The sequence below is a fragment of the Spongiibacter taiwanensis genome (genome assembly GCF_023702635.1).
GTDB lineage: Bacteria > Pseudomonadota > Gammaproteobacteria > Pseudomonadales > Spongiibacteraceae > Spongiibacter > Spongiibacter taiwanensis.
Window position 1 is genome coordinate 1742687 of sequence record NZ_CP098455.1, and the last position, 25826, is coordinate 1768512.

The window sequence follows — 25826 nt, forward strand, 5'->3', positions numbered from 1 at the left end:
AAATCAACCAATTTGCCGGAGCCGTACGCCACTGCTCCGTCACCCAGCAGAGGGGCTCACTGCCACCATGAACCAAGCTGCCAGCATCACCTGGAAATCCCGTTGGACTTTCATTCTTGCCGCCACGGGGTCAGCGGTGGGGCTGGGAAACATCTGGAAATTTCCCTATATCACGGGTGAAAACGGCGGCGGCGCTTTCGTCCTGGTGTATCTGGCCTGCATTTTGTGTATCGGCATACCCGTGATGATCGCCGAGATCATGGCCGGCCGAGCGGGGCGCAGTAATCCCATTCACAGTATGCTCAGCCTGAGTCGCGACGCTGGCGGCAGTCGTGCCTGGGGCGTGGTTGGCGCGGTCGGCATGGTGGCCGGGCTGATGACCATGATGTTTTATAGCGTCGTGGCAGGCTGGGCACTGGAGTACGTGTTTCAAAGCGCCAGCGGCAGCTATAGCGGCGCACCGGCGGAAGAGATCGAAGCCCACTTTGGCAACTTACTGAGCAGCGACGGCCAACAATTTATCTGGCACAGCCTGTTCAGCCTGCTGACCGCGTCGGTGGTTGCCGCCGGGGTCACCCGGGGGATCGGCAAGGCGGTGGAAATTCTGATGCCGCTACTGCTGATTTTCCTGCTGCTGCTGGTCGGCTACAGCGCGATAAATGGCAATTTCAAAGCCGGCCTGCATTTTATGTTCGATACCGATTTCAGCCGCTTGAGCGGCAACGCGGTGCTGATTGCTATGGGCCACGCCTTTTTCACCCTGAGCCTGGGGATGGGGGCGATCATGGCTTATGGCGCCTACTTCCCCGGCCATGCCTCAATCGGCAAGACTGTGCTGACTATCGCTGCGCTCGATACGGGGATCGCTCTGATGGCCGGTATGGCCATGTTCCCCCTGGTATTTGCCAACGACCTCACACCAGGCCAGGGCCCCGGCCTGATGTTTGTTACTCTGCCCATTGCCTTTTCCAATATGAGCGGCGGGGTGTTTTTCGGCAGCCTGTTTTTTGCGCTGGTCAGCATCGCTGCACTGAGCTCGTCAATTTCGCTTATTGAACCCGGCGTGGCCTGGATGGAAAAACGGGGTTGGCGACGTGTACCCAGCACCTTTTTGCTGGGCGGCATCGCCTGGGCTGGGGGCGTTGCGTCCATTCATTACGGCGCAGTGTTTGATGCGCTCGATTATCTGACGGCCAACATCATGTTGCCCATTGGCGGCCTGCTGATCGCCCTGTTTGTGAGCTGGCGCCTGCCGCGCAAGGTGGTGCTCGACGAGACCGGTATGAAGGGTGGGCCCGCCTTTGCGGCCTGGTATTGGCTGCTGCGTTACATTGCGCCAATTGGCATTCTGATTGTTTTCCTGCATAGTCTCGGCCTGTTCAGCGCCCTGGGAGCACTTTTTTAGTGGCCCTAACGCGCTAACTATTTTTCAAAAAAATGATTGGCAGGAACCGTGAAAAATATCAGTCTGAAAGTGTTTGTGATCGCCGGCATTCTTCTGTTTGGCAGCCTGTACTACTACAGCGGCGAAGTGGAGGAGCACTACCAGGCCAATGCCAGCCGTTACCTGGAGCTAGCGCTTAACGATATCTCAACCTGGCAGGCGCCGGCGCTAGAGGCACTGCTGGCTCGGGCGGCCAGACAGCAGGTCAGTCAAGAGCAACTGCAATCCCTGATGGATCACTACAGCCACTTGGGCCGCTTTGAAAGCATGGAGCCTCCCAAGCTGACTCGGCTGAGCGCTGCACTGTCGATATTCAGCGAGCAGCCGCGACTGACCTATGGGAGCAATGTCACCTTCTCAAACGGCCACGCGGTGATGACCGCCACGCTGACCCTGGAAGATCAGCACTTCAAGATCTACAACTTTAATCTGGGCACGGCCAGCCAGAAGGCCAACTAGGGCCTGTTAACAGGCCCTAAACGCCCTCAGGTAACAGGTGGGCGAGTAGTTTTTGTTTTGCCGCAGCGGGCAGGGGCTCGCTGGCTCGGCTGCGCAAGTTCATCCACACCAGAGTGATATCGCCATCGGCCACTACCTGGCCGTTCTCTGGCTCCAGCAGTTGCTGGCGCAGTTTCACACTGGCGCTGCCCACGCTGAGCACATGCCCGGTCGCCAATAATGCATTAGGGTGGTGCCACTCCCGGCGGTAATTCAGGCTGGTGTGGGCGATGATCAAACCATAATCACCTTCATTAGAGATCGCCGCGATCGGGTCCGCCAGCAGCCAGGCGACTCGCGCCTCCTCGAGATAGCGGAAGTAGGCCACATGATTGATATGGCCGAAGGGGTCCTGGTCGGCCCAGCGAGGTTTAATTTCCACCGCAAACAGCGGTGCGATGTCAGACGTCGTCATGCGGGTCGATACACCTTGATGTTGTTGAAACCTTGTTCAGCCATATGGGCCGCATGGAGCCGGCTCATGACGCCTTTCTCGCAGTACAGCTGATAACAGCGCTTGGGGTCGAGATCCCCCGCCCGACTGTGAAGTTCAAAGAAAGGGATCTCAAGCACTTCTGTCTGCCCTACCCGCAGGGGGCGGCGCTCGATCTCGTCGGGGTGGCGCACGTCGATAATGGCAGCGTCCGGCAGGGGTACCGGCAGTACCTCCACATCGACCTTGGCAAATTCCTCGTCGGCCAAATCATCAATGGTGATCATCCGGGCCGCTGCTACGGCGGCATCGAGCACCGCAAAGTCAAAATTGGCCTCCTGCGCGACAATGCGCTCCGGCTTTGCCTTGGTCGTCGGGCGCACGGAAATCACGCCGCAATATTCCGGCATGCTCGCCGCAAATTGCTCGGTGCCGATCTGGGCGGCGATGCGAATAATGTCTTGTTTGTCGCTGGTAATCAGCGGTCGGAGCACCAGGGTATCGGTCACGCTATCGATGACTGAAAGGTTCGCCAGGGTCTGGCTGGACACCTGGGCAACGCTCTCGCCCGTCACCAGCGCCGACACTTCCAGCTGGGCAGCGAGCTGCGATGCAGCCCGCAACATCATGCGCTTGAGCACCACCCCCATTTGGGAGTTGTCGACATTCTTCAAGATTTCCGCCACAACGGGCTCAAAGGGCACTGATACAAACTTCACCCGATGGGATGCCGAGAACTTCTGCCACAGATACAGCGCCACCTCTTGCACACCCATTTCATGCTCGCGGCCGCCCAGATTGAAAAAGCAGAAGTGTGTGCGCAGGCCGCGCTTCATGGTCATAAAGCTGGAAACGGTCGAGTCGAAGCCGCCGGAGATCAGCGACATTACCGCATCGACACTGCCCATCGGAAAACCGCCCAGCCCCTCGTGGCGGCGACGCACGATATACAGTCGCTCTTTTCGGATTTCGAGGCGCACGGTCATTTGGGGGTTACGCAGATCAACGCCGCCGGTCTGGCAATGCTGGTTGAGACCGCCGCCAACATAACGCTCGACATCGGTGGAGCTGAAATCGTGATTGCCGCTGCGCTTGCACCTGACAACAAAGGTTTTGCCGGCCAGGGAATCCCCCACCGCGAGACGGGTGCGCTGGAAAATGTCCTCGAAATCGCCGAGGGGGTATTCCGCCACTTCCAGAAAATGGGCGATGCCGGGGGTATTGGCCAGAACGTCACTCATCTCGGCGACCAAGGCGGGATCATCCCTGTCGCTGTCGACGGTCAGGCGATCCCACTCCCGGGTGACCACCACATTGGGATCCAGCGGCTTGAGCAATTTCTTGACGTTATCCCGCAATTGCTGAGTAAAGCGCTTGCGAACTGGCTTGCTCTTGATGATGATTTCGGGGAATAACTTGATGACGAACTTCATGGAACAGACCGGCGGGGGTGGAAAAATGAGGCGGCATTATAGCGAACTTGCCGCTGTGGGTCAGAGCTCAAATCGGCAGCCTGAACGCACCAAAATCAAGCACAAAACCCATAAAACGCACCAAAATAAAGCTTTACCCCTATTTTTCTGCACATTTTTTAAGCACCACCCTCGGAAAGCGAGATAAACAGCGTGAAAATGCGCGCAATTTAATGGCACGCATTTTGCTTCAAAGGGCACACACAAAGGGCGCGCTATGCGGGCCCAGTGCAATGAGAATATAATCGCGAATTTCGGGCCCAACCGATTCTAAAAATACTCTCTATTTGGAGGAGATAACGAATGTCAGAGAACACTCTGAAAATGATCGCCGATCACGATGTGAAGTGGGCTGATCTGCGCTTCACCGACACTAAGGGTAAAGAGCAGCACGTAACTCTGCCCATCGGCGAAATTGACGCCAGCTTCTTTGAAGATGGCAAAATGTTTGACGGCTCATCCATCGCTGGATGGAAGGGCATCAACGAATCTGACATGATCCTGATGCCGGATGACAGCGCCTCTGTAATGGACCCCTTCACCGAAGAGTCCACTATCATCATCCGCTGCGGCATTGTTGAGCCCTCCACTATGCAGGGTTATAACCGCGACCCACGCTCCATTGCCCAGCGCGCCGAAGACTACATGCGCTCTACTGGTATCGCTGACACCGCACTGTTTGGTCCCGAGCCCGAATTCTTCGTGTTTGACGACGTAAAATGGAAAGTCAGCATGGAAGGCGCCAGCTACGCCATCAAATCTGACGAGGCTGCCTGGCAGTCTGGCGACAACTTCGACGAAGGCAACATGGGTCACCGCCCCGGTGTGAAAGGCGGTTACTTCCCCGTTCCCCCCGTCGACAGCCTGCACGACCTGCGCGCTGCCATGTGTAACGCCATGACCGACATGAATCTGGAAGTTGAAGTACACCACCACGAAGTGGGTACTGCAGGTCAGTGTGAAATCGGTGTTGGCCCCAACACTGCTGTGAAGAAAGCTGACGAAGTACAAGTACTGAAGTACTGCGTACACAACGTTGCTCACGCCTACGGCAAAACGGCGACCTTCATGCCCAAGCCTGTGGTTGGCGACAACGGCAGCGGCATGCACGTTCACCAGTCTTTGAGCAAAGACGGCCAGAATCTGTTCACCGGTGACGTTTACGGCGGCCTGTCTGAAACTGCCCTGTACTACATTGGCGGTATCATCAAGCACGCTCGCGCCATCAACGCCTTCACCAATGCGTCAACCAACTCTTACAAGCGTCTGGTTCCCGGTTTTGAAGCGCCCGTTATGCTGGCTTACTCTGCCCGTAACCGCTCCGCTTCTATCCGGATTCCTTTCATTAGCAACCCGAAAGCACGCCGCGTTGAAGTTCGCTTCCCCGACCCTTCTGCCAACCCTTACCTGGCCTTTGCGGCCATGTTGATGGCTGGCCTGGACGGCATTCAGAACAAGATCCACCCCGGCGATGCCGCTGACAAGGATCTGTACGATCTGCCCCCAGAAGAAGCTGCCAACATCCCCACTGTTGCTTCTAGCCTGGAAATGGCTTTGCAAGCACTGGATGCTGACCGTGACTTCCTCAAGGCCGGTGGCGTGTTTGACGACGACATGATCGACGCTTATATCGCCCTCAAGCAGGAAGATATCCAAAATCTGAACATGACCACTCACCCGGTCGAGTTCGCTATGTACTACAGCGTGTAATCCACACGCTCCAGGTCTTTTTGCCCGCCTCTGGCGGGCTTTTTTTTGCCTGATTTTTATTGCGAGTCAGGACGGCAGGGAGAATACTGGCAAGGTCGACACCGAAGAGCACCCCGCAATGAAATACCTGGCTTGCATGGCGCTGAGCCTCTCGCTGACGACAGTGGTTAGCGCAGAAATTTATCGATCCACCGACTCCCGGGGGACCCCGGTGTTTAGTGACACGCCGCAAAAAGGCAGTGAGCGGGTCGACCTTCTTCCCGCCAACACCACCCCGGCAGTCACTCCCGAGGCCAAGCCCGCGGCACCCGAGAAAGCGGCGGTGTCAGAGGATATTCCCAATATTCGCATCACCCAGCCTGCTGATGGCGCTGTGCTCGCCAATGGCTTATTGGGCGCGAGCGTCAACCTCTCTCTGGATCGCCCCTTGCCGCCCGGCTACCAGATCGAGTTCCGTCTCGACGGCAACGTGCTGCAAAAGGGTCGGCAAACCCAGGTCAACATCCCCCACCTGAATCGCGGACAGCGGCTGATCTCGGCCCGCCTACTGGACCCCAAGAATCGCGTGGAGCGCCAGGATGAGAGCCGCATCACCGTGTACTGGCCCAACAACTAGGCAACGGCACGCGCAAAATAGTTGCATGAGCACTATTTTGGGGCACACTAAGCGCTCGTCCGACCTGGGCTATTGACTGGATTAGCAGGAAGTCCTGCCGGGAGGCCGCACCATTATGGTACTTGGCGGCTTTTTCGCGCGGTTAAGCCCCTTGTCGGCGCAATATTCTTTGGCCTGGAAATTGCTAACCTTGCGTATAATTAGAGCCCCGGCGACGCTATGCCCCCGAATAACATTCACCACCACATTCTCGACAATCTCAAAACAGCGATTCTGCTGGTCGAGCCGAACCTGACGGTGAGCTACATCAACCCGGCGGCGGAATCCCTGCTGGCGGTCTCCGACCAACGCATTCATGGCGAGGCCATTACCCGCCTGTTCCACGAACAGGAAGACACCCTAGTGAAGTTGCTCGATGCGATTAACAACTGTGAGGCCTACACCAAGCGCGAAACCGTGTTGACCTTGCGCTCGGGTGCTGAGATTACCGTGGATTATGCTGTTACACCGGTGCTGGAAGGCCAGCGCACGTCGCTGATTATCGAGTTGCAGCCGCTGGACCGCCTCCTGCGGATTAGCCGGGAAGAGGGGCTGCTGTCTTCCCAGCAGAACAGCCAGGCACTGATTCGCGGCATTGCCCACGAAGTCAAAAACCCCCTTGGCGGTTTGCGCGGCGCAGCCCAGCTCTTGGCCAGAGAGTTGAGCGACGCCCGCCTCCACGATTACACCAACATCATCATTGAAGAGGCCGACCGGCTGCGCAATCTGGTCGACACCATGCTTGGGCCTCACAAGGCGCCGGAAAAGCAGAACACGAATATTCACGAGGTGCTGGAGCGGGTCCGCCAGTTGGTGGAAGCCGAGAGCGATGGCTATCTGCAGGTCATCCGCGATTACGACCCCAGCATCCCCGACGTACTGGGTGACCGGGAGCAGTTGATTCAGGCCTTCCTCAACGTCATGCGCAATGCCCAGCAGGCCCTGAAACAGGACCCACCCGAGGATGGCGAGCCCACGGTAATACTGCGCACCCGCAGCATGCGCCAATTTACGATTGGCTCCCATCGCTATCGACTGGTATGTCGGGTGGACATTGTCGATAACGGGCCAGGCATTCCGGAGGATCTACGCGCGTCGATTTTCCTGCCTATGGTCAGCGGCCGGGCCCAGGGCTCTGGCCTCGGGCTATCCATTGCCCAATCCATACTCAATCATCACAACGGACTTATAGAGTGTAAAAGCGAGCCCGGGCACACCGAGTTCTCGCTATTTATACCGCTGGAGCAAGCATCATGAGCGATACCCCTGCAGTTTGGATTGCCGACGACGACCGATCGATTCGCTGGGTTCTGGAGAAGGCCCTCAATCAGGCGGGTATCGTCACCCGCAGCTTCGAAAGCGGCGACGACCTGTTGGCCGAACTCGAGGGTGATGTGCCCGATGCCATTATCAGTGACATTCGCATGCCCGGCATGGACGGTCTGCAATTGCTCTCGCGGATCAATGAGATTCATCCCGGTGTGCCGGTGATTATCACTACCGCCCACTCCGATCTGGACAGCGCCGTGGCCTCTTACCAGGGCGGCGCCTTTGAATACCTACCCAAACCCTTCGATGTGGACGATGCGGTCGCCACCACCCAGCGGGCCGTGCAACACGCTGCCAAAAATCGCAATCAGCTGCCCGAAGAGCCACCGCTGGAAAGCACCGAAATCATCGGCGAAGCTCCTGCCATGCAGGAGGTCTTCCGGGCCATCGGCCGGTTATCCCAATCCAATATCACCGTGCTGATCAACGGTGAATCGGGTACTGGTAAAGAGCTGGTTGCCCAGGCGCTGCACCGCCACAGCCCGCGGGCCAGCAAGCCATTCATCGCCTTGAACATGGCCGCGATTCCCAAGGACCTGATGGAGTCGGAGTTGTTCGGCCACGAAAAAGGCGCCTTTACCGGCGCCAGTGCCCAGCGTCGGGGCCGCTTCGAGCAGGCCAATGGCGGCACCCTGTTTCTTGATGAAATCGGCGACATGCCCGCCGACACCCAAACCCGACTGCTGCGCGTGCTCGCCGATGGCGAGTTCTACCGTGTTGGTGGTCACACCCCAGTCAAAGTGGATGTGCGGATTATCGCCGCCACCCACCAAAACCTGGAGAAGCTGGTTAAGAACAACACCTTCCGGGAAGACTTGTTCCACCGGCTCAACGTTATTCGCATTCACCTGCCTCGGCTTTCGGAGCGGCGTGAAGACATTCCCAAACTGATGCAGCACTTTTTTGTGCGGGCCGGCAACGAGCTCAGCGTAGAGCCCAAACGCCTGCGCCCGGAAACGGAAGAGTATCTGTGTCAGCTGGAGTGGCCCGGTAATGTTCGCCAATTGGAGAATACCTGCCGCTGGCTGACCGTTATGGCCTCCGGTCGCGAGATTCACATTGACGATCTGCCGCCCGAGCTGCTGGAGCGTCCCCAGGGTGAGGCTGCTCCTGCCTCCAACTGGCAGGACAATCTGCGCCGTTGGGCCGATCAGGAACTGATGGTAGGCCGGGACAAACTGCTTGACCGGGCTGTGCCGCAGTTCGAGAAGATCATGATCGAAGCCGCACTTAAACATACCCACGGCCGCCGTCGGGATGCCGCGAACTTGCTGGGCTGGGGGCGCAATACCCTGACCCGGAAGATCAAAGAGCTTGGCATGGGGGGGGATGACGAGGATTGATTCTCGTCGAGCCTTCCTAATGCGCCAAGGTCTGCGTGTCCCGACCTAGGACTGATTCTGGTTACTGCCCCTGTGAGAGCGGGCGCCGACGGCGAATGGGTTTACGTTTTGCTGTTGGCTTTTTGCCTTGGGAGGCCTTTTTCGCCCAGCTGGGCGAAAAAAACAGCTCCCGCCAGGGAATAGAAGCCCGACAAAGCAATAGCCGAACAAGGTCGCTTTGGCCCCGGCCCCAGCAGCACGAGCAAGCCGTCAGGATTCGGCCCAAATCAGTCCCAGAGCGCTAAGCTCCCAAAAACCCTACCTGTCGCCAAGCCTCGTAACTCACCAATGCCACGGTATTAGACAAATTCAAACTCCTCGCCCCCGGCATCATCGGCACTCGTAAGCAGTGCTCCGCACCCAGCCCATCGCGAATGTTTTGGGGCAGCCCCGACGTCTCGGAACCAAACAACAAAACATCGTCTGCTTGGAAGGCAACATCGGCGTAGTTGCGCGTGCCCTTGGTGGTCAGCGCGAAAATACGACGCCCCGCCATCGCAGCGACAAAGGAGGGATAATCAGGGTAGCGGTGCACCCGGGCCATGTCCCGATAGTCGAGCCCTGCGCGGCGCAATTTTTTCTCTTCCAGATCAAAGCCGAGGGGCTCAATCAGATGCAACTGGCAGCCATTGTTGGCCACCAGCCGGATGATATTCCCGGTGTTGGGCGCAATGCGTGGCTCATGCAAAGCTATATGAAACACGGCGCGCGCCCCGAAAACCGACAATAATTAGTGGGTGGTAGTGCTTTCTTCAGACTGCTTGTTGGCCGCTTCAGCTTCCGCCTGGCGGTACAGCGCCTCAAAGTTCACCGGCTGCAGTGCGACGGCAGGAAAGCCACCTTTGACCACGGCCGAGTCGATGGCTTCGCGCACATAGGGGAACAGCATATTGGGGCAGGCGATACCGAGAATCTGGCGCATTTGCTCACCCTCAACACCTTCCGCCAGGAACAAACCCGCCTGATGCACTTCCACCAAATAGGCGGTTTCTTCTTCCAACTTAGCGGTCACTGTTACCGTGAGGACCACTTCAAAATTGCCCTCGCTCACTTGGCGGCTGCGGGTATTCAGGTCCACATGCATTTTCGGCTGCCACGCTTTGGTGAATGTCACCGGGCTGTTGGGAGCCTCAAAGGATGCGTCTTTAGTGTAAATGCGCTTAAGGGCGAATTTTGCCTGCGCCTGATTTTGTTCAGCCATGGTAAGTCCTGTGTAGATTTAGTTATCGTGATTAACGCTTAAGAAGCGAGCATCGAGTCCAAACGCCCCTGCCGGTCAAGGGCCATCAACTCATCGCAGCCACCCACGTGCTGCTCGCCGATCCAGATTTGCGGCACCGTCGATTGCCCGGTGCGCTCCAGTAATTGGCGGCGCATATCCCTGTCGCCATCGACCGGAATTTCTTTCACTTGCGCACGCTTACTATTCAAAATGTGCTTGGCACGAATGCAATAGGGGCAGAACCGCGTGGTGTAAATGGTGACATCTGCCATAACGTGCTGCGTTCCCCTTTGCGAAATTGACTGACTAACGTGTCGCGCCGACTATTTGACCAGCGGCATCTGCATTGCCTGCCACTCACCAATGCCGCCCTTCAGGCGATGAACCTGGGAGAAGCCCTTGGCAGCGAGCTTTTTGCCGGCTGCGCTGGAGTGTTGTCCAAGTTTGCAGACCAATACTAGGGGTTTGTCCTTGGCATCGACATGGCGATCAATTTCGTCGTCCAGCTTGGCAAAGGGCACATTCACGGAATCCAGAATATGACCCTTGGTGTACTCGCCCTTATCACGTAAATCGATCACCACCGCCTGCTGCTGATTCACCAGATTAACCACCTGCTGAGGCGTCAACTGCCGTCCCGAACGGCGGGACTCGTGATAACTCAGCATAAAAAGACAGCTACCCAAGGCCGCTACCAGCAGCCATTGCTCGCCAACAAACAGAATCAGCTTTTCCATGAAAACTCTCGATTACTCCAGCCTGAGCGCCGGACAGACAAAAGCGCGAGTATACACCGGCCACCCGCATTTCTCACCCGCTCACATAGCCTCGACTGGTTGGAGAAGTTACAATGGGGGGCCTGTCTGACGATTTCAAGACCTTAAATCCACATTCCAAAACGTGACTCAAAAAAAGCCCGATGACTGACTCTCAAGCCCAATCCCCCGCGAAAAAACCCGTTGTGCTCATCATTCTGGATGGCTTTGGCTATCGGGAAGCGCCAGAGGATAACGCGATTTTCCACGCCGCCACCCCAACCTGGGACGCGCTGTGGCAGTCGGCGCCCCGCACCCTGATTTCAGGTTCCGGGCTGGACGTGGGCCTGCCCGACGGGCAAATGGGCAATTCGGAAGTGGGCCACATGAGCCTCGGTGCCGGCCGCATCATCTATCAGAGCATTACCCGGATCGACAAAGAAATTGCCGACGGCGATTTCTTCAACAACGCCGCCTACACCGACGCCGTTGATCAGGCGGTGGCCTCAGACAAAGCGGTACACATTCTTGGCCTGCTATCACCCGGCGGAGTTCATAGCCACGAAGACCACATGGTGGCAATGATCGAACTTGCCGCCAAACGCGGCGCAAAGAAGGTGTATCTGCACGCCTTCCTGGATGGTCGCGATACGCCGCCGCGCAGCGCCAAAGCCTCACTGGAAAAAGTCGATGCCAAGTTTGCCGAGCTCGACTGTGGCCGCCTGGCCTCCATGGTGGGCCGATACTATGCCATGGACCGGGATAACCGCTGGGACCGGGTACAAAAAGCCTACAATCTGCTGCGCAACGGCGCCGCTGAGTACCGTTTCGACAATGCCAGCGCTGCCCTCGATGCCGCTTATGGCAGGGACGAAAATGACGAGTTTGTCAGCGCAACCGTGATCGCCGCTGAAGGCCAGGAGGCCGCCACCATCAGCGATGGCGACGCCGTCATCTTCATGAACTTCCGCGCCGATCGCGCCCGCGAAATTACCAGAGCCTTCGTCGACAAGGACTTCGACGGCTTTGACAGAGGCCCACGCCCCGCCCTGTCCAGCTACGTGATGACCACCCAATACGCCGATGACATCGATGCCCTGGTGGCCTATCAGCCAGACAACATCAGCAACAGTTATGGCGAGCTGATGGAAAAAGCCGGTAAAACCCAGCTGCGCATTGCCGAAACGGAAAAGTATGCCCACGTGACCTTCTTCTTTAGCGGCGGTCGCGAGGCCCTTTACGAAGGCGAAGAGCGCAAGCTGATCCCCTCTCCCGACGTTGCCACCTACGACCTCAAGCCGGAGATGAGTGCTCCGCAGGTGACCGACGAACTGGTCGCTGCCATCCGCAGCGGCACCTTCGATACCATCATCTGCAATTACGCCAATGGCGACATGGTCGGCCATACCGGGGTATTCGATGCGGCAGTAAAGGCGGTCGAAGCGCTGGACGGCTGCCTGAAGCGGGTCACCGAAGCGGTGCTGGAAGTGGGCGGACAATGTTTGATCACCGCCGATCACGGCAACTGTGAACAGATGCAGGACTACGATGCCGGTCAGGCCCACACCCAACACACCACGGAGCTGGTACCGCTAGTCTATGTGGGTGACCGGAACGTCAGCCTCAAGGCCAGCGGCGGCCGCCTGGCGGACATTGCCCCCACCATGCTGGCATTGATGGGACTGCCCCAGCCGCCAGAAATGACCGGCGAAAACCTGGTGACCAGCCGCTAACGCCGCCCCGACCATTACACCAGAAGGAGCGCAGGTATTTTGCGCCAACCCGCTTTGCTTGCTCTGTTCGTCTGCAGCGTGCTGGCCAGCCCGGCAGGCCGGGCCGACGACACCAAAACACGCCAGCAAATCGATGCGCTGAATACCAAAATCTCCCAGCTCAAGGACGATATCAAAGACACTCAGGGAGACCGAAGTCGCGCCGCTAAAAAGCTGCAGCACATTGAGACAGAAATCGGCACCCTGGCCGCAACGCTGCGCAAAACGGAGCAGCAACTGGCGCAACAAGAGCGCAAGCTGCAGACCTTGCGCAGCCGGCAGACAGAATTACAGGCTCAGCAACAACGCCAGAAAAATCGCATTGCCGAGCAGGTTCGCGAAGCCTATACGCTGAACCAGGAAACACCGCTGAAGATGCTGCTCAATCAACAAAGCCCCGACACGCTCACCCGCAACCTCACCTACTACGAATATTTCAATCAGGCTAGAGGCGAAAAGCTGGCCCAATACCGTGACACCCTGCAAGAACTCGAGTCGCTGGTGCCCGCAATTGTGAGCGAGCAGGACGCGCTGCTGGAAACCCGCGAAACCCTTGAACAGCAGCGCAACGCAATGGCGAAGCAGCAGCGCGAGCGCAAAGAGCAGATCGCCAAACTGGATAAGGAACTGAGCCGTCAGCAGGGTTCATTAAAGTCCATGGCCGACGAGCGCAAAGCCCTGGAGCAAGTGCTGCAGCGGCTCGATGAAGATATCAATGTGGCCGATATTGCCATTCCTGCCAGTAACGAACCCTTTGCCAAAATGCGCGGCAAACTGCGCTGGCCAGTTCCCGGCAAACACCTGAACCGCTACGGCGCCTCTCGCCAGGGCAGCGCCGTCACTTGGCAGGGCGTACAGATTGCCGGCCGGGAAGGCGAGGCAGTCAGGGCCATTCACAACGGCCGCGTGGTGTTTGCCGACTGGTTGCGCGGCACCGGCCTGCTGATCATTCTCGACCACGGCGGCGGTTACCTCAGTCTTTACGGCCACAACCAAAGCCTGCTCCGCCAGGAGGGCGACTGGGTCAAGGGTGGCGATGCCATTGCCACCCTCGGCAATAGCGGCGGCAAACGCCAGGCAGGTCTCTATTTTGAAATTCGCCAGAAAGGACGGCCGATTAACCCCAGCCCCTGGTGTCGATAAGCGGTGCTGATAAGCGACTTGAAGCGCTTGCCTGCGGCGGCATTCCTAGCCAAAGCGAGCTACAATGACGGCTATTTTTTCAATATCGGGAACATATTCATGCGGGAATCTCGTCACATAGGCCTCCTTGCAGCCGCCATTTTCAGCTTGGCACTGCCACTGACCGCCCTTGCCCAGGACGAAAGCCCCACAGAGGCCAACGAACAGCAGCAGGTATCTGAGGGCAGGCTCCCACTGCAGTCCCTGCGTAATTTCGCGGATGTGTTTAACCAGATTCGCCAAAGCTATGTGGAAGAGGTGGACGACGAGACCCTGCTGGAAAATGCCATTCGCGGCATGCTCAGTGGCTTGGACCCCCACTCGGATTACCTGGACGAAGAATCCTTTGCCGACCTGCAAAGCCATACCACCGGCGAGTTTGGTGGCCTGGGTATTGAGGTTGGTCAGGAGAATGGCTTTGTCAAAGTGGTCGCTCCGATCGATGACACCCCCGCCCAAAAGGCCGGCATCCAGCCTGGAGACCTGATCATTCAAATCGATAACAAGCCGGTAAAAGGCTTGAGCCTGCAGGAAGCGGTCACCCTGATGCGCGGCCCCAAAGGCAGCAAGGTCACCCTGACCATTCTGCGCAGCGGCACGAATGCGCCCTTTGAAGTGGAATTGAAGCGCGACATTATTACCGTCGCCAGCGTCCGCAGCGAGCTGCTCGAGCCCGGCTACGGCTATATCCGCATCTCCCAATTCCAGAACCGCACGGGCACCGACCTGCGTAAAGAGCTGGCCAAACTGAAAGCGCGCGCGGAACCGCTGGAAGGCCTGGTGCTGGATCTGCGCAACAACCCCGGCGGCTTGCTGCAAGCCTCCGTCCAGGTGGTCGACCTGTTTATGGACGAAGGGCTGATTGTTTACACAGAAGGTCGGCTGCCGAATGCCTATAGCCGTTTTATGGCAGGCCAACGCGAGCCCGCTGACACCACGCCGATGGTGGTTCTTATTAACGGCGGCTCCGCGTCCGCATCCGAAATTGTCGCCGGCGCGCTACAAGATCACCGCCGCGCAGTCATTATGGGTACCCAAAGTTTCGGCAAGGGCTCAGTACAAACCGTATTACCACTATCTGAAAACAGCGCGATCAAGCTGACCACCGCCCGTTACTACACCCCGAGCGGACGCTCCATCCAAGCCCAGGGTATTGTCCCTGACATTTATGTCGAGCGCGCAAAAGTCGAAACCCTGCAAGCAGGCAAGCAGGTCACCGAGGCCGATCTGGCCGGGCATTTGGGCAGGGACGATGGTGAAGAGAGTAGCGGGGTCACCCGCTTTGCAAAAGAGCGCAGCAACAGCCTGGCCGCAGAAGACAACCAGCTTTATGAAGCACTGAATCTCTTGAAAGGGCTTCACTTTATGAACAAAGCCAAGGCGGCTCTTCAAGACGCGCCTATGGCCGCAGAGTAAGTTCAGCGCGAGGGCCACTGCCCTCGCAGCCACTCAAAGACGGACTTCAATGCCCCGCTCGGCCATATAGGCTTTGGCCTGGGGCACGCTGTATTCAGCAAAATGGAAGATGCTGGCAGCCAACACCGCGTCAGCTTTACCCTCGAGGATACCATCCACCAGGTGGTCCAGGTTACCGACCCCGCCTGAGGCAATAACGGGCACGGATACCGCCTCGGCAATTGCCCGGGTCAAGGCCAGGTCATAGCCTTTCTTGGTGCCGTCGCCATCCATGCTGGTCAACAGCACCTCGCCAGCACCGTTAGCCACCATTTTTACCGCCCATTCCACCGCGTTAATGCCGGTGGGCTTGCGGCCGCCGTGGGTGAAAATCTCCCACCGAGGGCTGCCATCCGGGTTGTCATCCACACGCTTGGCGTCAATGGCAATCACAATACACTGGGAACCAAAGCGTTCAGCGGCTTCTCTGACAAAGTCCGGGTTGGTAATCGCCGCCGAGTTGATGGCGACCTTGTCAGCACCGGCGTTCAGCATGGTGCGGATATCCTTGATCTCGCGAATGCCGCCGCCAACGGTCAAGGGAATAAACACCTCAGCAGCGATCTGCTCAACGGTGTGAACGGTGGTCTCTCGCCCCTCATAGGTCGCGGTAATGTCGAGAAAGGTAATTTCGTCAGCGCCCTGCTCGTTGTAACGCTTGGCCACCTCAACCGGGTCACCCGCATCGCGGATACCAACAAAATTAACGCCTTTGACTACTCGCCCCTTGTCTACATCCAGGCAGGGGATAATTCGTTTGGCCAAACCCATTTGTGCTGCTCCCCCGCTGCCTCAGAGAGCGCCATCGCAGAAAGCCTGAGCTTCCTGCAGATCGAGCTCACCCTCATAGATGGCGCGGCCGGTGATGGCGCCCAAAATCCCTGCCTCTGCCACAGCTTTTAAGCCGCGAATATCGTCCATATTAGTTACCCCACCGGAGGCAATTACCTTCAAACCGCTGGCCTGGGCCATGGCCACGGTGGCCTCGATATTCACCCCTTGCATCATGCCGTCACGACTAATGTCGGTGTAAACAATCGAGCTAACGCCATCCTGCTCAAATCGCTTGGCCAGTTCAGTGGCCTGAATGGAGGAAACCTCTGCCCAGCCGTCAGTGGCCACCAGACCATTTTTGGCATCGAGCCCGACAATCACTGCACCGGGAAATTCGCGGCACGCCTCGGTGACAAACTCAGGCTCTTTAACGGCTTTGGTGCCGATGATGACGTAATTCACGCCAGCTTCGAGATATTGCTCGATGGTTTTCAGGCTGCGGATACCGCCACCAATTTGAATAGGCAGCTCCGGGTAGGCCTTGGCAATCGCCATCACCGCCTCGCCGTTAACAGGTTTGCCGTCAAACGCACCGTTCAGATCAACCAAATGCAGGCGGCGGGCGCCCTGGGCTACCCAGCGGGCAGCCATTTCGACAGGATCACTGCCATACACGGTGGCATCGTCCATTTCGCCCTGGCGCAGACGCACACAGGCGCCGTCCTTAAGGTCAATCGCGGGAATAATCAACATAATGAAAACCTAATCTGAAAACTTACTCGGATACCGGGAAAAACGCCTGGGGCCGATCCCAGTCGAGAAAATTGCGTAGTAATTGCAGGCCGTGGTCGCCACTTTTCTCCGGGTGAAATTGCACGGCAAACACGTTGTCGCAGCTCAGCGCGGCATGGAACTGCAAGCCGTATTCACAGGTAGCCGCGACAAACTCCGGCGCATCAATATAGTAGCTGTGAACAAAGTAGAAGCGCCCGTCGTTGGCGATGTTCTTCCATAGGGGGTGGGCGGCATCCAGCTGATGCACATTGTTCCAGCCCATATGGGGGACTTTCAGCCGTTCACCCTGGCTATCCACCAAGTGCTTGCCAAAGAACTTCACCGCGCCAGGCAAAATGTCCAGACACTCAACACCGCCATTTTCTTCGCTGGATTCCATCATCGCCTGCATTCCCACGCAGATACCCAGCAGGGGCTTTTGCGCTGCCACTTCCTGAATCACTTCGTCCAGGTCGCGCGCCTTGATTTCCGCCATGCAATCGCGGATGGCCCCCACACCGGGGAAGATCACCCGGTCGGCACCCAGAATAGTGTCTGGGCAGTCGGTGACCATCACCTTGACGCCATCACCGACCTTTTCCAGGGCACTGGCCACGGAGTGAAGGTTGCCCATACCGTAATCGATAACGGCAACAGATGCTTTTGCCATTCGAACCTCTACAGACAGCCTTTGGTGGAGGGCATGATGCCCGCCATACGCTCATCCACCGTCAGCGCCATTCGCAGCGCCCGGCCAAACGCCTTGAACACGGTTTCAGCCTGGTGGTGAGTATTCACCCCGCGCAAATTATCGATGTGCAGCGTGGCCTTGGCGTGATTGACAAAGCCGTGAAAGAACTCAGAGAACAAATCGACATCAAAACCACCCACGCTGGCGCGAGTGTAGGGCACGTGATACTCAAGGCCGGGGCGGCCTGAGAAGTCGATTACCACCCGTGACAATGCCTCGTCCAGCGGCACATAGGCGTGGCCGTAGCGAGCAATACCTTTTTTGTCGCCCACCGCCTCGGCAAAGGCCTGGCCGAGGGTGATGCCAATATCTTCAACGGTGTGGTGGTCGTCGATGTGCAAATCGCCAACCGCGTTGATATCCAGATCGATCATGCCGTGGCGGGCAATTTGATCCATCATGTGATCAAGAAAGGGAATACCGGTCTCAAACTGGGACTTGCCGGTGCCATCAAGATTGACGCTTACCGTAATCTGGGTTTCGAGGGTGTTGCGACTGACCGTCGCCTTGCGCTCGTTCATCGACGCCTCAAGGGGAAATTGCTTACAATAGCGCATTATAAAAAATCCCGACCCGCATTACATCAAGCAGACCAGAAACGATGCCCGTTTACGCCGAATTCATTCAAGATTGCCAAGATCAGGATCGTCACGACCTGAGCCTACTCTACCCAGAGGACATCTCCGGCCTCCTGCAAAAAGCCCAGCAGGGCAAACTGCAACTCGTCGCGGGCCGCTTCAACGGTCGCCTGATTGCCGCCCTCACCCTGACACCAATCCACAGCGGCGACTACGAAATGGCCAGGCTGACTGTGCGGGCGATTACCCGGCGCCGGGGCGCTGCGCGTCAGCTACTGATTCAAACCCTCAAAGCGCTGCCCCCGGAGATCAGCTCGATTTCCGCTAACCTGGCCAGCGCCCCGGAGCTCAGTGACCTGTTTGCCGAAATTGGCTTTCACTCTCAGGGCGCCATTTGGCGCTGGCACCGCCCTGCGTGAAGCCGAGTTTCAGCGATCGCTTGCTGAGCTGGTTTGACCAGCACGGCCGCAAAGACCTGCCCTGGCAACAAGACATCAACCCCTACCGGGTGTGGGTGTCGGAAATTATGCTTCAGCAAACCCAGGTCACCACAGTCATTCCCTATTACGAGCGCTTTATGGCGCGCTTTCCGAATGTCGAGGCACTGGCGGCCGCATCCACCGATGAGGTGCTGGCACTGTGGACCGGGCTAGGCTATTACGCCCGGGCTCGCAATCTGCACAAGGCCGCCCATGTCATCGCCGCCGAATACCGCGGACGCTTTCCCGCCACTCTGGACGACATTCAAGCTCTTCCGGGGGTTGGCCGGTCTACCGCCGGTGCCATTTTCAGCATTGCCTGCGGCGGACGCGCCCCCATTCTCGACGGCAATGTTAAACGGGTGCTGACGCGACACGCCGCCCTGCCCGGCTGGCCCGGCCTCAAGGAAGTGGAAAACTCGCTCTGGGATTTGGCCGAGGAGCTCACCCCCCACCAACGGGTCGCCGACTACACCCAGGCCATCATGGATTTGGGCGCCACCCTGTGCACCCGCAGCAAACCGAGTTGCGAACACTGCCCCGTTTCGGCCGACTGCCAGGCTAATGCCCAATCAACGCAGGCAGAATTTCCCGGCAAAAAGCCAAAGAAAGCCATCCCCGAGCGCAGCACCATTATGCTGTTGCTGGAAAACCCGGATGGGGAAATCCTGCTGGAGCAGCGCCCCAGCCAGGGAATATGGGGAGGTTTGTGGAGCCTGCCAGAGATTACCACCAACGAATCCCTTACCGACTATCTCAACGAGAAATGGCCCGGCACCCACAACATTCAGCAATGGGCGCCCCTGCGCCACACCTTTAGCCACTTCCACCTCGATATTCATCCGGTGCACGTCCGCCTGACGGCCGCCCCCAATGCGGTCATGGAAGGCAGCCAACAGCTTTGGTATAACGGGCATCCGCAACAGAAAATCGGCCTGGCCGCCCCAGTGAAGAAATTGCTGGGCATCGCATTACAGCCAGACCTGTTAAGGGAAACCGACTCATGACCCGCACCGTATTCTGCAAAAAATATCAGCAAGACCTGGAAGGCCTGGACAAGCCCCCCTACCCCGGCGCCAAGGGGCAAGACATCTTCGAAAACGTGTCCAAAAAAGCCTGGACCGAATGGCAGGCCCACCAAACCATGCTCATCAACGAAAAGCAGCTCAGCATGATGGACCCGGGCGCTCGCAAATTCCTCCAACAGGAAATGGAAAAATTCCTCGCCGGAGAAGACTTTGAGCAAGCCGAGGGGTACGTTCCCCCCAGCAAATAGCACTTTGCTTTCAAAGGCTTGACTCGCCGTTTTGGAACAGGTTTAATACGCGCCTCTTGCGCAGCCGATCGGCTTCGCATCTTGTGCCCAGATAGCTCAGTCGGTAGAGCAGTGGATTGAAAATCCTCGTGTCGGTGGTTCGATTCCGCCTCTGGGCACCACTAATCAAAAAGCACCTTAAAATCAAGAAGATATGTGATAGCTGCCAGCAAATGTGTAGCACTGAATTGCATAAAATGTGTGGCAATTTCTGCTAAATTTTAGCCCCGCAATTTTGCCATAAACACCCCGCTAAATCCTTATTTCAAACTCACTGTAAGCGGCTTGAGTATCAGCATCTGTCAGCCCGATATACCTCATGGTTACTGCCGGATGAGAGTGATTTAAGACCTTGCAAACTCGCTCGATACTGGCGCCTTGGGAATGCATCACCCAGCCCAAAGTCTTGCGCATGCTGTGGGTGCCCAACTGAATATCGAGAATCTCACCTACCTCAGCGAAGGCCTTTGAAACTGCCGAGCGGCTGAGAGGTTTATTCCTTGCCCGGTTACTGTCGACCTGAAAAAGGTAGATGTGATCAGGGTTGGCGACAATCCGTTTGTTAACAATTGCCTTGGCAGTATCGTTGAGGGTGATTTTTCTCAACTTTCCAGTCTTCCCCTCCTGCAACTCCAACATTCCAGATTTGGCCTGCTCCATCGTCAGCGGCAAAAGGTCAGATATGCGCAGAGCAACATTGACTCCAAACACCCATAAATCGGAATAAATTTCGCCACGATGCTTTTTGAGCAGGCGAGCAACATCGCGTACCTCATCCAGGGTCTTCACTGCATCAACTGCCGCCATATCTATTCCTCTTTTTATCAATTAAATTAATAAAATGTGGATTAAATTGTAGCAGGTATCGTCACAGCCAACAATTACGGGCGATTTCTATTCCACAAAACTATATTTTGCGGAATAGGCATTAAATTTCACAGAGAATTAGTGGAGAGGAAGCATGAGGTTCAATTGGTTGCCGCAGAAATTTTTGCGCCACCACCGCCGCTCCATCGCCCAAGCACAATTAATATCAATATCTGCAAAATACTGAGTAGCGACCCCAAAATTGCGCCAATTAGCCAGAGAAGCTTTTGAAATAATCGCCCAAATACCTTAATTACGCGTTCACCACCAAGCCTGACCATTAATGCCGTCTTGTCGCCTAGTCCAGCTGAAGCGCGTTTTACAGCTTTCAAAGAATCCGCGTCTGATACCTTCTTCACCAAAAACAACGAATTCTGCACCCCGCCCGAGTTTCTTACGATAACCCCCAAATCGCTGAAAAAGTCCGAGACCCTCTCGAAGTGCAGGGCCCTCTTAATACCATGGGAAAGCCTTTCCATTCCTGATGGAGAAAACTCAGAGCCTTTTAAAACTCTTTTCAGCTCAGCGAAATCAACAGCGCTCGTCACCTTGCTTGATAATAGCCGTCTAAACCCTGCCGACTGCTTAGCTGTTTGCCTGGCTGCAGCTTTGGCCAGGGAAACGCCGCCATCGACTATTGGCGTGCCGAAGGTCGTTACGATACCAATGGCAGCCAACCCAGTGACAAGCTTATCCAACTCCTCTCCTTGAGAGACCTGATAAGCCTGGTTGGCAAGATCACGAAAATCACCGATAACAAAAAAGTCACTCGTGATGGCTACCGAGGTGGAAACAGCGTTTTCCATTTCGCCATAGGCAAGGCCACGATAGATGTCCTCTGGCGCCCTTTTCGCCGCATAGAAAAAAGTTGATCTTCGAGCAACCTCTGCATCCCACTCGTTGTTATGTGGGTAGCCATAGCCCCTGTTCATCTCAATAAGGGTCGCGGCATCGTCGAGCCGGTCCTCCTCGATAGCCAGCCAAATTTCTGAACGCAGGAGCTCCTCGGATCGCTCCCACCAGACAGCTACTAGCGCAAGCTGCTTTCCAACATAAATGCTAGTGTATTCAAGGGCATAAGCGGCCCACATTCCGGTCGAGGCTAGCAGCGAAAGAACTAGAAGTATTCGGCGTAAATGTCTCAATGCCACATCACCACTTTGTGGGTGCGACAACTAAAAAAGAAGATGAATTCCATTGTCTCTAAGCCACTCCTTGCTTTTTTCATAGCTGGGCAAAATCCGCCCAACCTCTTCCCAAAACTCAGCCGAGTGATCGTGCCGCTTCAAATGACATAGCTCGTGGACTACCACGTAGTCTACGCAACGATTCGGTGCCATCATTATCCGCCAGTTGAATTCGAGCCGCCCCTTCGCGGTACAACTTCCCCAGCGAGATTTGAAGGATTTGATGCCCACCCCTGCTGGCTCCACGCCTACCGCCGCAGAATAGCGCTCTACTTTTTCGACTATCTTCACTTCAGCCTGGCGTTTGTACCACCGCACCAGGGCATTACGGATCATATGGGGCTGTTCTTTGCCTTCGGGCACCGTAGCTACCAGTCGGCCATTAATCAGCCTCACAGGCTGAAATGGGCCTTTCTCGACCTTTAAACGATAGTTGCGCCCCAGGTAGGGGAAGGCTTCACCAGACACAAACTGCTTTTCACTGGTGGGTTGGGCCTGTCGATGCAGAGCGATTTTTTCCTTGATCCACTTACGCTTTTCCTTCAGTAGTGAATCGATACGCTCGACGGGTAGATCACCAGGAACTACCACCGACACTGCACCATCTTCTACACGGATGTCTGCCGTCTTTCGGCGTTCAGTCCGAATGACTTCGGCGATAAAGCCGTTGGCTTCCCGGTATTCTGGCTTAATGGCAACCATCATCTGAACTTAGTCTTTGCTAGTTCCATGAACCGGTCTTGCACAACCGCCACAATCGCTTTGTCACCGTAGGAGCAATCCAATATCGCCCGTTTGATTTCCTTCTTCATCCGCTTTACTTCGTCAGGCTTGGCGAAGAAATCTACTATCCGGGTCGCTTCGTCGAAGGTCTGCACAAGTGACTGGCTGGTCGCTTTGACTTCTTCGTGTATTTCATCGGTTAGCACACCATCATCGCTATGCTGTGTCACTTCCTTCATCAGGATGTTGTAGAAGGCCAATTCGGTCTTGGTCAGCCCGAGATCGTCAGCCGCTTTTTGATGCTCACCTTCGATGCTGGAGACCAAGTTCAACAGCAATTCCAATTGCTGCTCCCATTTGCCATTGGTCTGTTCAATGATTTCCCGTAGGCGAAGACTCAACGATTTATAGAATTCAGGGTCTTCTTCAAGGTTGACCGTGATGTGGTGCTTGATAGCACTTTCAATTTCACTGGCACGGGATTCGGGTGATTTGATCTGATCTATTTCTTCCTTGAAGTTTGCCGCCATCAGGTCAACCGGGGGAATCTTGGGGTCTACCCCAGTGCTGATGATATGGTCTTCGACCAACTTCCGTACCTTTTCACCGGCATCACTGATATTCAGCCCAGGATCACGGTAGCGGTTTCGGGCTGCACTCTGCACCTTGCCCCAAAATTTCAGGTCAGGCACGAATGGCTTCGCCGCCACATCAGGGAGAATCACATCCATCTGCTTGGCGAACTTCTTATACGCCAGTTCGAATTGTTGTCGGGTATCTTCGTTTTTCAGGAACAGGACATAATCATCGATGTCGTCACCCTTTACGGTGCTGAAGATTTTCGCCACATTGGTATGGGCGGCTTTCAGCTTGGGTATTTCGTCTTTCAGGGAATGATAAGTACCTTCAACATCGTCACTGCTGAACATATCTAGGGCTTCTGTCAGGTGATCTGACAGACCGTAGTAGTCCACGACGAATCCTGCCTGCTTTACCCCTTTCCCATTAGGTGAAGAGCACGTTCGGTTCACCCGCGCAATGGCTTGCATCAACGTATGGTCTTTCAGACTGCGGTCGATATACATGACTTGCGCAATCGGCGCGTCAAATCCCGTGAGTAGCATATCCTTTACAATCAGGAAGGCAGTCGGGTCTGTTTTCTCTTTGTCGTCACCTACACCAGAGCCCAGTGGCTTGGTGAAGTTGTTGATAATCCGCTTGTGGTCGGCGCTATTGGTATAAGGTGCATAGATCGGTTCATCGTTATGCTTACCACTAATGATCACTTCAGACGGTGGTGCACCCAGTTCATCTAGTGTTTTCTTGTACAAGGTGGCGGCATAACGGCTACCGACCACGATCATGCCCTTAAAGCCATTGGGCTGAATGTGTTCACGGTAGTGGTTCAGCAGATCAATACAGACCCAGCGTATCCGGTTGGGTGCTTCACGCACTGCCCGTTCAACGCCGTACTTCTGTTTAATTTCTTTCTTTTCTTCCGGGCTGTAGTCCTTGAAGTATTCTTCAAACAGGGCATCCAGTGAATCACCGACTACATCAGTCTGTACCTGACGCCCTTCGTAAATGATACGAACAGTTGCCCCATCTTCGACAGCTTCATTGATCTTGTACTGGTCGATATAGCCACCGAATGCCTGATCCATCTTCTGGGTCTTTAACAACGGTGTACCGGTGAAACCGATCTTGGGGGCATTGGGCAAAGCTGCATTGATCGTTGCCGCCAGATTCCCGAACTGGGTTCTGTGGGCTTCATCTGCCATCACAATGATCTTGTCGCTGGGGTTCAGGTCTTTGAAGTCGCCTTCAGCTTCCGCATCCTGAAATTTTTGCACCATGGCGGTCACGATGTCAGACGAATCTTTGCTGAGTAGTTCTTTCAGGGAAGCTACGGATTTCGCGTTGTAGATCGTCTCACTTTGGGCATTACCGAAGGTTGCCGATAACTGTGTATCCAATTGGGTACGGTCGGTGACGAACACCAACTTGTATTGCTTCAGTTCAGGGTCACGGCGCATCTTCATCGCCAGCATAACCATCGTCAGGGACTTTCCTGAACCTTGGGTGTGCCATACGACCCCGGACTTTTCTTTGCGGTCTACGCCCGTTTTAAGCCGTTCTATGACCTTATTCACCGCCCGGTATTGCTGGTACCGCGCAACCTTCTTGATCAAACGACCATCGACCGCCTCAAAGATAGTGAAGTTCTGAATCAGGTCTAGGAAGTTAGCGGGACTGAACATCCCGGCAATCAGTCGCTGTTGGGCTGTCACGGGAGTGGCAACACTGACTTCACCTTCGTAGCAAACTGGTGATGCCATTTCCCGCACTTCGTACTTTGGTCTGTCGCAAATTTCAGCATCAGTGAACGGATAGGCGTCTTTCCAGTCACCATAATGCTGGGCGCTGGAACTGATCGTGCCGACCTTGGCTTGATCCCGACAGGTACTGACCATCAGTTGGTTGTACCAGAACAGCTTTTCAGCCCCTTCATGTTCTTCTGGGTACCGTAGATTGGCATAGCGGCGCAGCTGGTTGATGCCTTCACCAATGGCATCCGCCACATAAGGTGATTTGCATTCGATCACTGCCAGGGGAATGCCGTTCACAAAGCACAGTATATCGGGGATGATGTTCTTGCCGTTATTCTCAATCTTGAACTGGCTTGTGCACAGAAAGTCATTATTGGCGGAATTTTCGAAATCGATGATCTTGACGGTCTGCCCTTTGCGACCTTTACCCAAGTCCTGTTCGACCGACAGGTAGTTCACCATCATCTGATAGATGGCGTGATTGTACTCCATTAACCCGGCATAATTCGGGTGGGTAATTTCCCGCATGACCTTGCGAAGATTTTCTTCACTGATCCATGAGTTGAGTTTACGAAGGGCAGCTTCAAGACGATTAACCAGCAGCACATCACGGTAGTACGCACGTTCGCTTGAATTGTCGGGCGACAGCTGGGCACCGGGTATGTAGTCCCAGCCAAGCGTGATTAGCTGGTCTACGGCGGGTTGTTCTACTTTGTCGAGTTCGTCCTGAAACATCGTA

The 25826-nt window shown here is 55.8% G+C and carries 26 protein-coding genes and 1 tRNA gene; 13 read left to right on the forward strand and 14 right to left on the reverse strand.

The genetic code is table 11. The features are described 5' to 3' along the window. Positions 1 to 67: 67 nt before the first annotated feature. Entirely contained in the window at positions 68 to 1405 is a 1338-nt protein-coding gene (locus NCG89_RS08035; protein WP_251089231.1) for a sodium-dependent transporter, read from the forward strand. 48 nt (positions 1406 to 1453) lie between these two features. After that, positions 1454 to 1903: a hypothetical protein gene (locus NCG89_RS08040; protein ID WP_251089232.1), complete on the forward strand. Its 450-nt coding sequence runs from the start codon at positions 1454 to 1456 to the stop codon at positions 1901 to 1903. A gap of 16 nt (positions 1904 to 1919) precedes the next feature. On the opposite strand, the gene NCG89_RS08045 is transcribed toward NCG89_RS08040, so the two are convergent. Next, on the reverse strand, positions 1920 to 2357 hold the full coding sequence (locus NCG89_RS08045) for an acyl-CoA thioesterase (RefSeq protein ID WP_251089233.1): 438 nt from the start codon (positions 2355 to 2357) through the stop codon (positions 1920 to 1922). Further along, positions 2354 to 3808, reverse strand: a complete 1455-nt coding sequence (gene thiI / locus NCG89_RS08050; protein ID WP_251089234.1) for a tRNA uracil 4-sulfurtransferase ThiI — start codon at positions 3806 to 3808, stop codon at positions 2354 to 2356. The genes NCG89_RS08045 and thiI overlap by 4 nt, the downstream gene beginning before the upstream one ends. Before the next feature lie 342 nt (positions 3809 to 4150). Here thiI and glnA point away from each other — a divergent pair, with 342 nt between their 5' ends. From glnA to ntrC, 4 genes are all read left to right on the forward strand, one after another. Continuing rightward, on the forward strand, positions 4151 to 5557 hold the full coding sequence (glnA, locus tag NCG89_RS08055) for a glutamate--ammonia ligase (RefSeq protein WP_251089235.1): 1407 nt from the start codon (positions 4151 to 4153) through the stop codon (positions 5555 to 5557). A 118-nt stretch (positions 5558 to 5675) separates the two neighbouring features. Next, positions 5676 to 6173 carry a DUF4124 domain-containing protein gene (locus tag NCG89_RS08060; RefSeq protein WP_251089236.1) on the forward strand — a complete coding sequence of 166 codons (498 nt, stop codon included), beginning with the start codon at positions 5676 to 5678 and terminating at the stop codon, positions 6171 to 6173. A gap of 219 nt (positions 6174 to 6392) precedes the next feature. Next, complete coding sequence (gene glnL / locus NCG89_RS08065; protein ID WP_251089237.1) at positions 6393 to 7469, forward strand: nitrogen regulation protein NR(II); 1077 nt, start codon at positions 6393 to 6395, stop codon at positions 7467 to 7469. Continuing rightward, complete coding sequence (gene ntrC / locus NCG89_RS08070; RefSeq protein ID WP_251089238.1) at positions 7466 to 8884, forward strand: nitrogen regulation protein NR(I); 1419 nt, start codon at positions 7466 to 7468, stop codon at positions 8882 to 8884. Before glnL ends, ntrC begins: the two co-directional genes overlap by 4 nt. Before the next feature lie 280 nt (positions 8885 to 9164). On the opposite strand, the gene NCG89_RS08075 is transcribed toward ntrC, so the two are convergent. From NCG89_RS08075 to NCG89_RS08090, 4 genes are read right to left on the reverse strand one after another with little or no spacing between them, the layout of a single operon-like run. Beyond that, the gene (locus NCG89_RS08075; protein ID WP_251089239.1) at positions 9165 to 9626 is read right to left on the reverse strand and encodes a tRNA (cytidine(34)-2'-O)-methyltransferase; all 462 of its coding nucleotides are present in this window, start codon (positions 9624 to 9626) and stop codon (positions 9165 to 9167) included. Positions 9627 to 9653: 27 nt separating this feature from the next. Next, positions 9654 to 10124, reverse strand: coding sequence for a protein-export chaperone SecB (secB, locus tag NCG89_RS08080; RefSeq protein ID WP_251089240.1), 471 nt, complete (start codon positions 10122 to 10124; stop codon positions 9654 to 9656). A 38-nt stretch (positions 10125 to 10162) separates the two neighbouring features. Continuing rightward, entirely contained in the window at positions 10163 to 10417 is a 255-nt protein-coding gene (gene grxC, locus NCG89_RS08085; protein ID WP_251089241.1) for a glutaredoxin 3, read from the reverse strand. 51 nt (positions 10418 to 10468) lie between these two features. Next, positions 10469 to 10882 (reverse strand): rhodanese-like domain-containing protein, encoded by a 414-nt coding sequence (locus NCG89_RS08090; RefSeq protein WP_251089242.1) that lies wholly within the window; start codon positions 10880 to 10882, stop codon positions 10469 to 10471. Positions 10883 to 11064: 182 nt separating this feature from the next. Between NCG89_RS08090 and gpmM the strand changes: the two genes are divergently transcribed. The 3 genes from gpmM to NCG89_RS08105 all read left to right on the forward strand — a co-directional run bounded on the left by gpmM (position 11065) and on the right by NCG89_RS08105 (position 15270). After that, the gene (gpmM, locus tag NCG89_RS08095; protein WP_251089243.1) at positions 11065 to 12633 is read left to right on the forward strand and encodes a 2,3-bisphosphoglycerate-independent phosphoglycerate mutase; all 1569 of its coding nucleotides are present in this window, start codon (positions 11065 to 11067) and stop codon (positions 12631 to 12633) included. A gap of 39 nt (positions 12634 to 12672) precedes the next feature. Then, positions 12673 to 13815 (forward strand): murein hydrolase activator EnvC family protein, encoded by a 1143-nt coding sequence (locus NCG89_RS08100; protein ID WP_251089244.1) that lies wholly within the window; start codon positions 12673 to 12675, stop codon positions 13813 to 13815. A gap of 99 nt (positions 13816 to 13914) precedes the next feature. Then, positions 13915 to 15270 carry a S41 family peptidase gene (locus NCG89_RS08105; protein ID WP_251089245.1) on the forward strand — a complete coding sequence of 452 codons (1356 nt, stop codon included), beginning with the start codon at positions 13915 to 13917 and terminating at the stop codon, positions 15268 to 15270. Between the two features lie 33 nt (positions 15271 to 15303). On the opposite strand, the gene hisF is transcribed toward NCG89_RS08105, so the two are convergent. From hisF to hisB, 4 genes are read right to left on the reverse strand one after another with little or no spacing between them, the layout of a single operon-like run. Beyond that, positions 15304 to 16080 carry an imidazole glycerol phosphate synthase subunit HisF gene (gene hisF, locus NCG89_RS08110; RefSeq protein WP_251089246.1) on the reverse strand — a complete coding sequence of 259 codons (777 nt, stop codon included), beginning with the start codon at positions 16078 to 16080 and terminating at the stop codon, positions 15304 to 15306. A gap of 21 nt (positions 16081 to 16101) precedes the next feature. Continuing rightward, positions 16102 to 16836, reverse strand: coding sequence for a 1-(5-phosphoribosyl)-5-[(5-phosphoribosylamino)methylideneamino]imidazole-4-carboxamide isomerase (gene hisA / locus NCG89_RS08115; RefSeq protein ID WP_251089247.1), 735 nt, complete (start codon positions 16834 to 16836; stop codon positions 16102 to 16104). 22 nt (positions 16837 to 16858) lie between these two features. After that, positions 16859 to 17527: an imidazole glycerol phosphate synthase subunit HisH gene (hisH, locus tag NCG89_RS08120; protein WP_251089248.1), complete on the reverse strand. Its 669-nt coding sequence runs from the start codon at positions 17525 to 17527 to the stop codon at positions 16859 to 16861. 8 nt (positions 17528 to 17535) lie between these two features. After that, a complete protein-coding gene (hisB, locus tag NCG89_RS08125) occupies positions 17536 to 18129 on the reverse strand; it encodes an imidazoleglycerol-phosphate dehydratase HisB (RefSeq protein WP_251089365.1) in 594 nt (197 codons plus the stop codon). Positions 18130 to 18209: 80 nt separating this feature from the next. On the opposite strand from hisB, the gene NCG89_RS08130 reads away from it, so the two are divergent. The 4 genes from NCG89_RS08130 to NCG89_RS08145 all read left to right on the forward strand — a co-directional run bounded on the left by NCG89_RS08130 (position 18210) and on the right by NCG89_RS08145 (position 20102). Continuing rightward, on the forward strand, positions 18210 to 18605 hold the full coding sequence (locus NCG89_RS08130) for an acetyl-CoA sensor PanZ family protein (protein WP_251089249.1): 396 nt from the start codon (positions 18210 to 18212) through the stop codon (positions 18603 to 18605). Next, positions 18602 to 19672 carry an A/G-specific adenine glycosylase gene (gene mutY / locus NCG89_RS08135; RefSeq protein WP_251089250.1) on the forward strand — a complete coding sequence of 357 codons (1071 nt, stop codon included), beginning with the start codon at positions 18602 to 18604 and terminating at the stop codon, positions 19670 to 19672. Before NCG89_RS08130 ends, mutY begins: the two co-directional genes overlap by 4 nt. Next, on the forward strand, positions 19669 to 19941 hold the full coding sequence (locus NCG89_RS08140) for an oxidative damage protection protein (RefSeq protein ID WP_251089251.1): 273 nt from the start codon (positions 19669 to 19671) through the stop codon (positions 19939 to 19941). The genes mutY and NCG89_RS08140 overlap by 4 nt, the downstream gene beginning before the upstream one ends. 85 nt (positions 19942 to 20026) lie before the next feature. Beyond that, positions 20027 to 20102, forward strand: a tRNA-Phe gene (locus NCG89_RS08145). A gap of 130 nt (positions 20103 to 20232) precedes the next feature. Here the strand turns inward: NCG89_RS08145 and NCG89_RS08150 are convergent. From NCG89_RS08150 to NCG89_RS08165, 4 genes are all read right to left on the reverse strand, one after another. Next, entirely contained in the window at positions 20233 to 20787 is a 555-nt protein-coding gene (locus NCG89_RS08150) for a tyrosine-type recombinase/integrase (protein WP_251089252.1), read from the reverse strand. 161 nt (positions 20788 to 20948) lie between these two features. Continuing rightward, on the reverse strand, positions 20949 to 21998 hold the full coding sequence (locus NCG89_RS08155) for a hypothetical protein (RefSeq protein WP_251089253.1): 1050 nt from the start codon (positions 21996 to 21998) through the stop codon (positions 20949 to 20951). Positions 21999 to 22022: 24 nt separating this feature from the next. Then, entirely contained in the window at positions 22023 to 22739 is a 717-nt protein-coding gene (locus NCG89_RS08160; RefSeq protein ID WP_251089254.1) for a M48 family metallopeptidase, read from the reverse strand. After that, positions 22736 to 25822 (reverse strand): type I restriction endonuclease subunit R, encoded by a 3087-nt coding sequence (locus NCG89_RS08165; RefSeq protein WP_251089255.1) that lies wholly within the window; start codon positions 25820 to 25822, stop codon positions 22736 to 22738. The genes NCG89_RS08160 and NCG89_RS08165 overlap by 4 nt, the downstream gene beginning before the upstream one ends. Positions 25823 to 25826 lie beyond the last annotated feature (4 nt).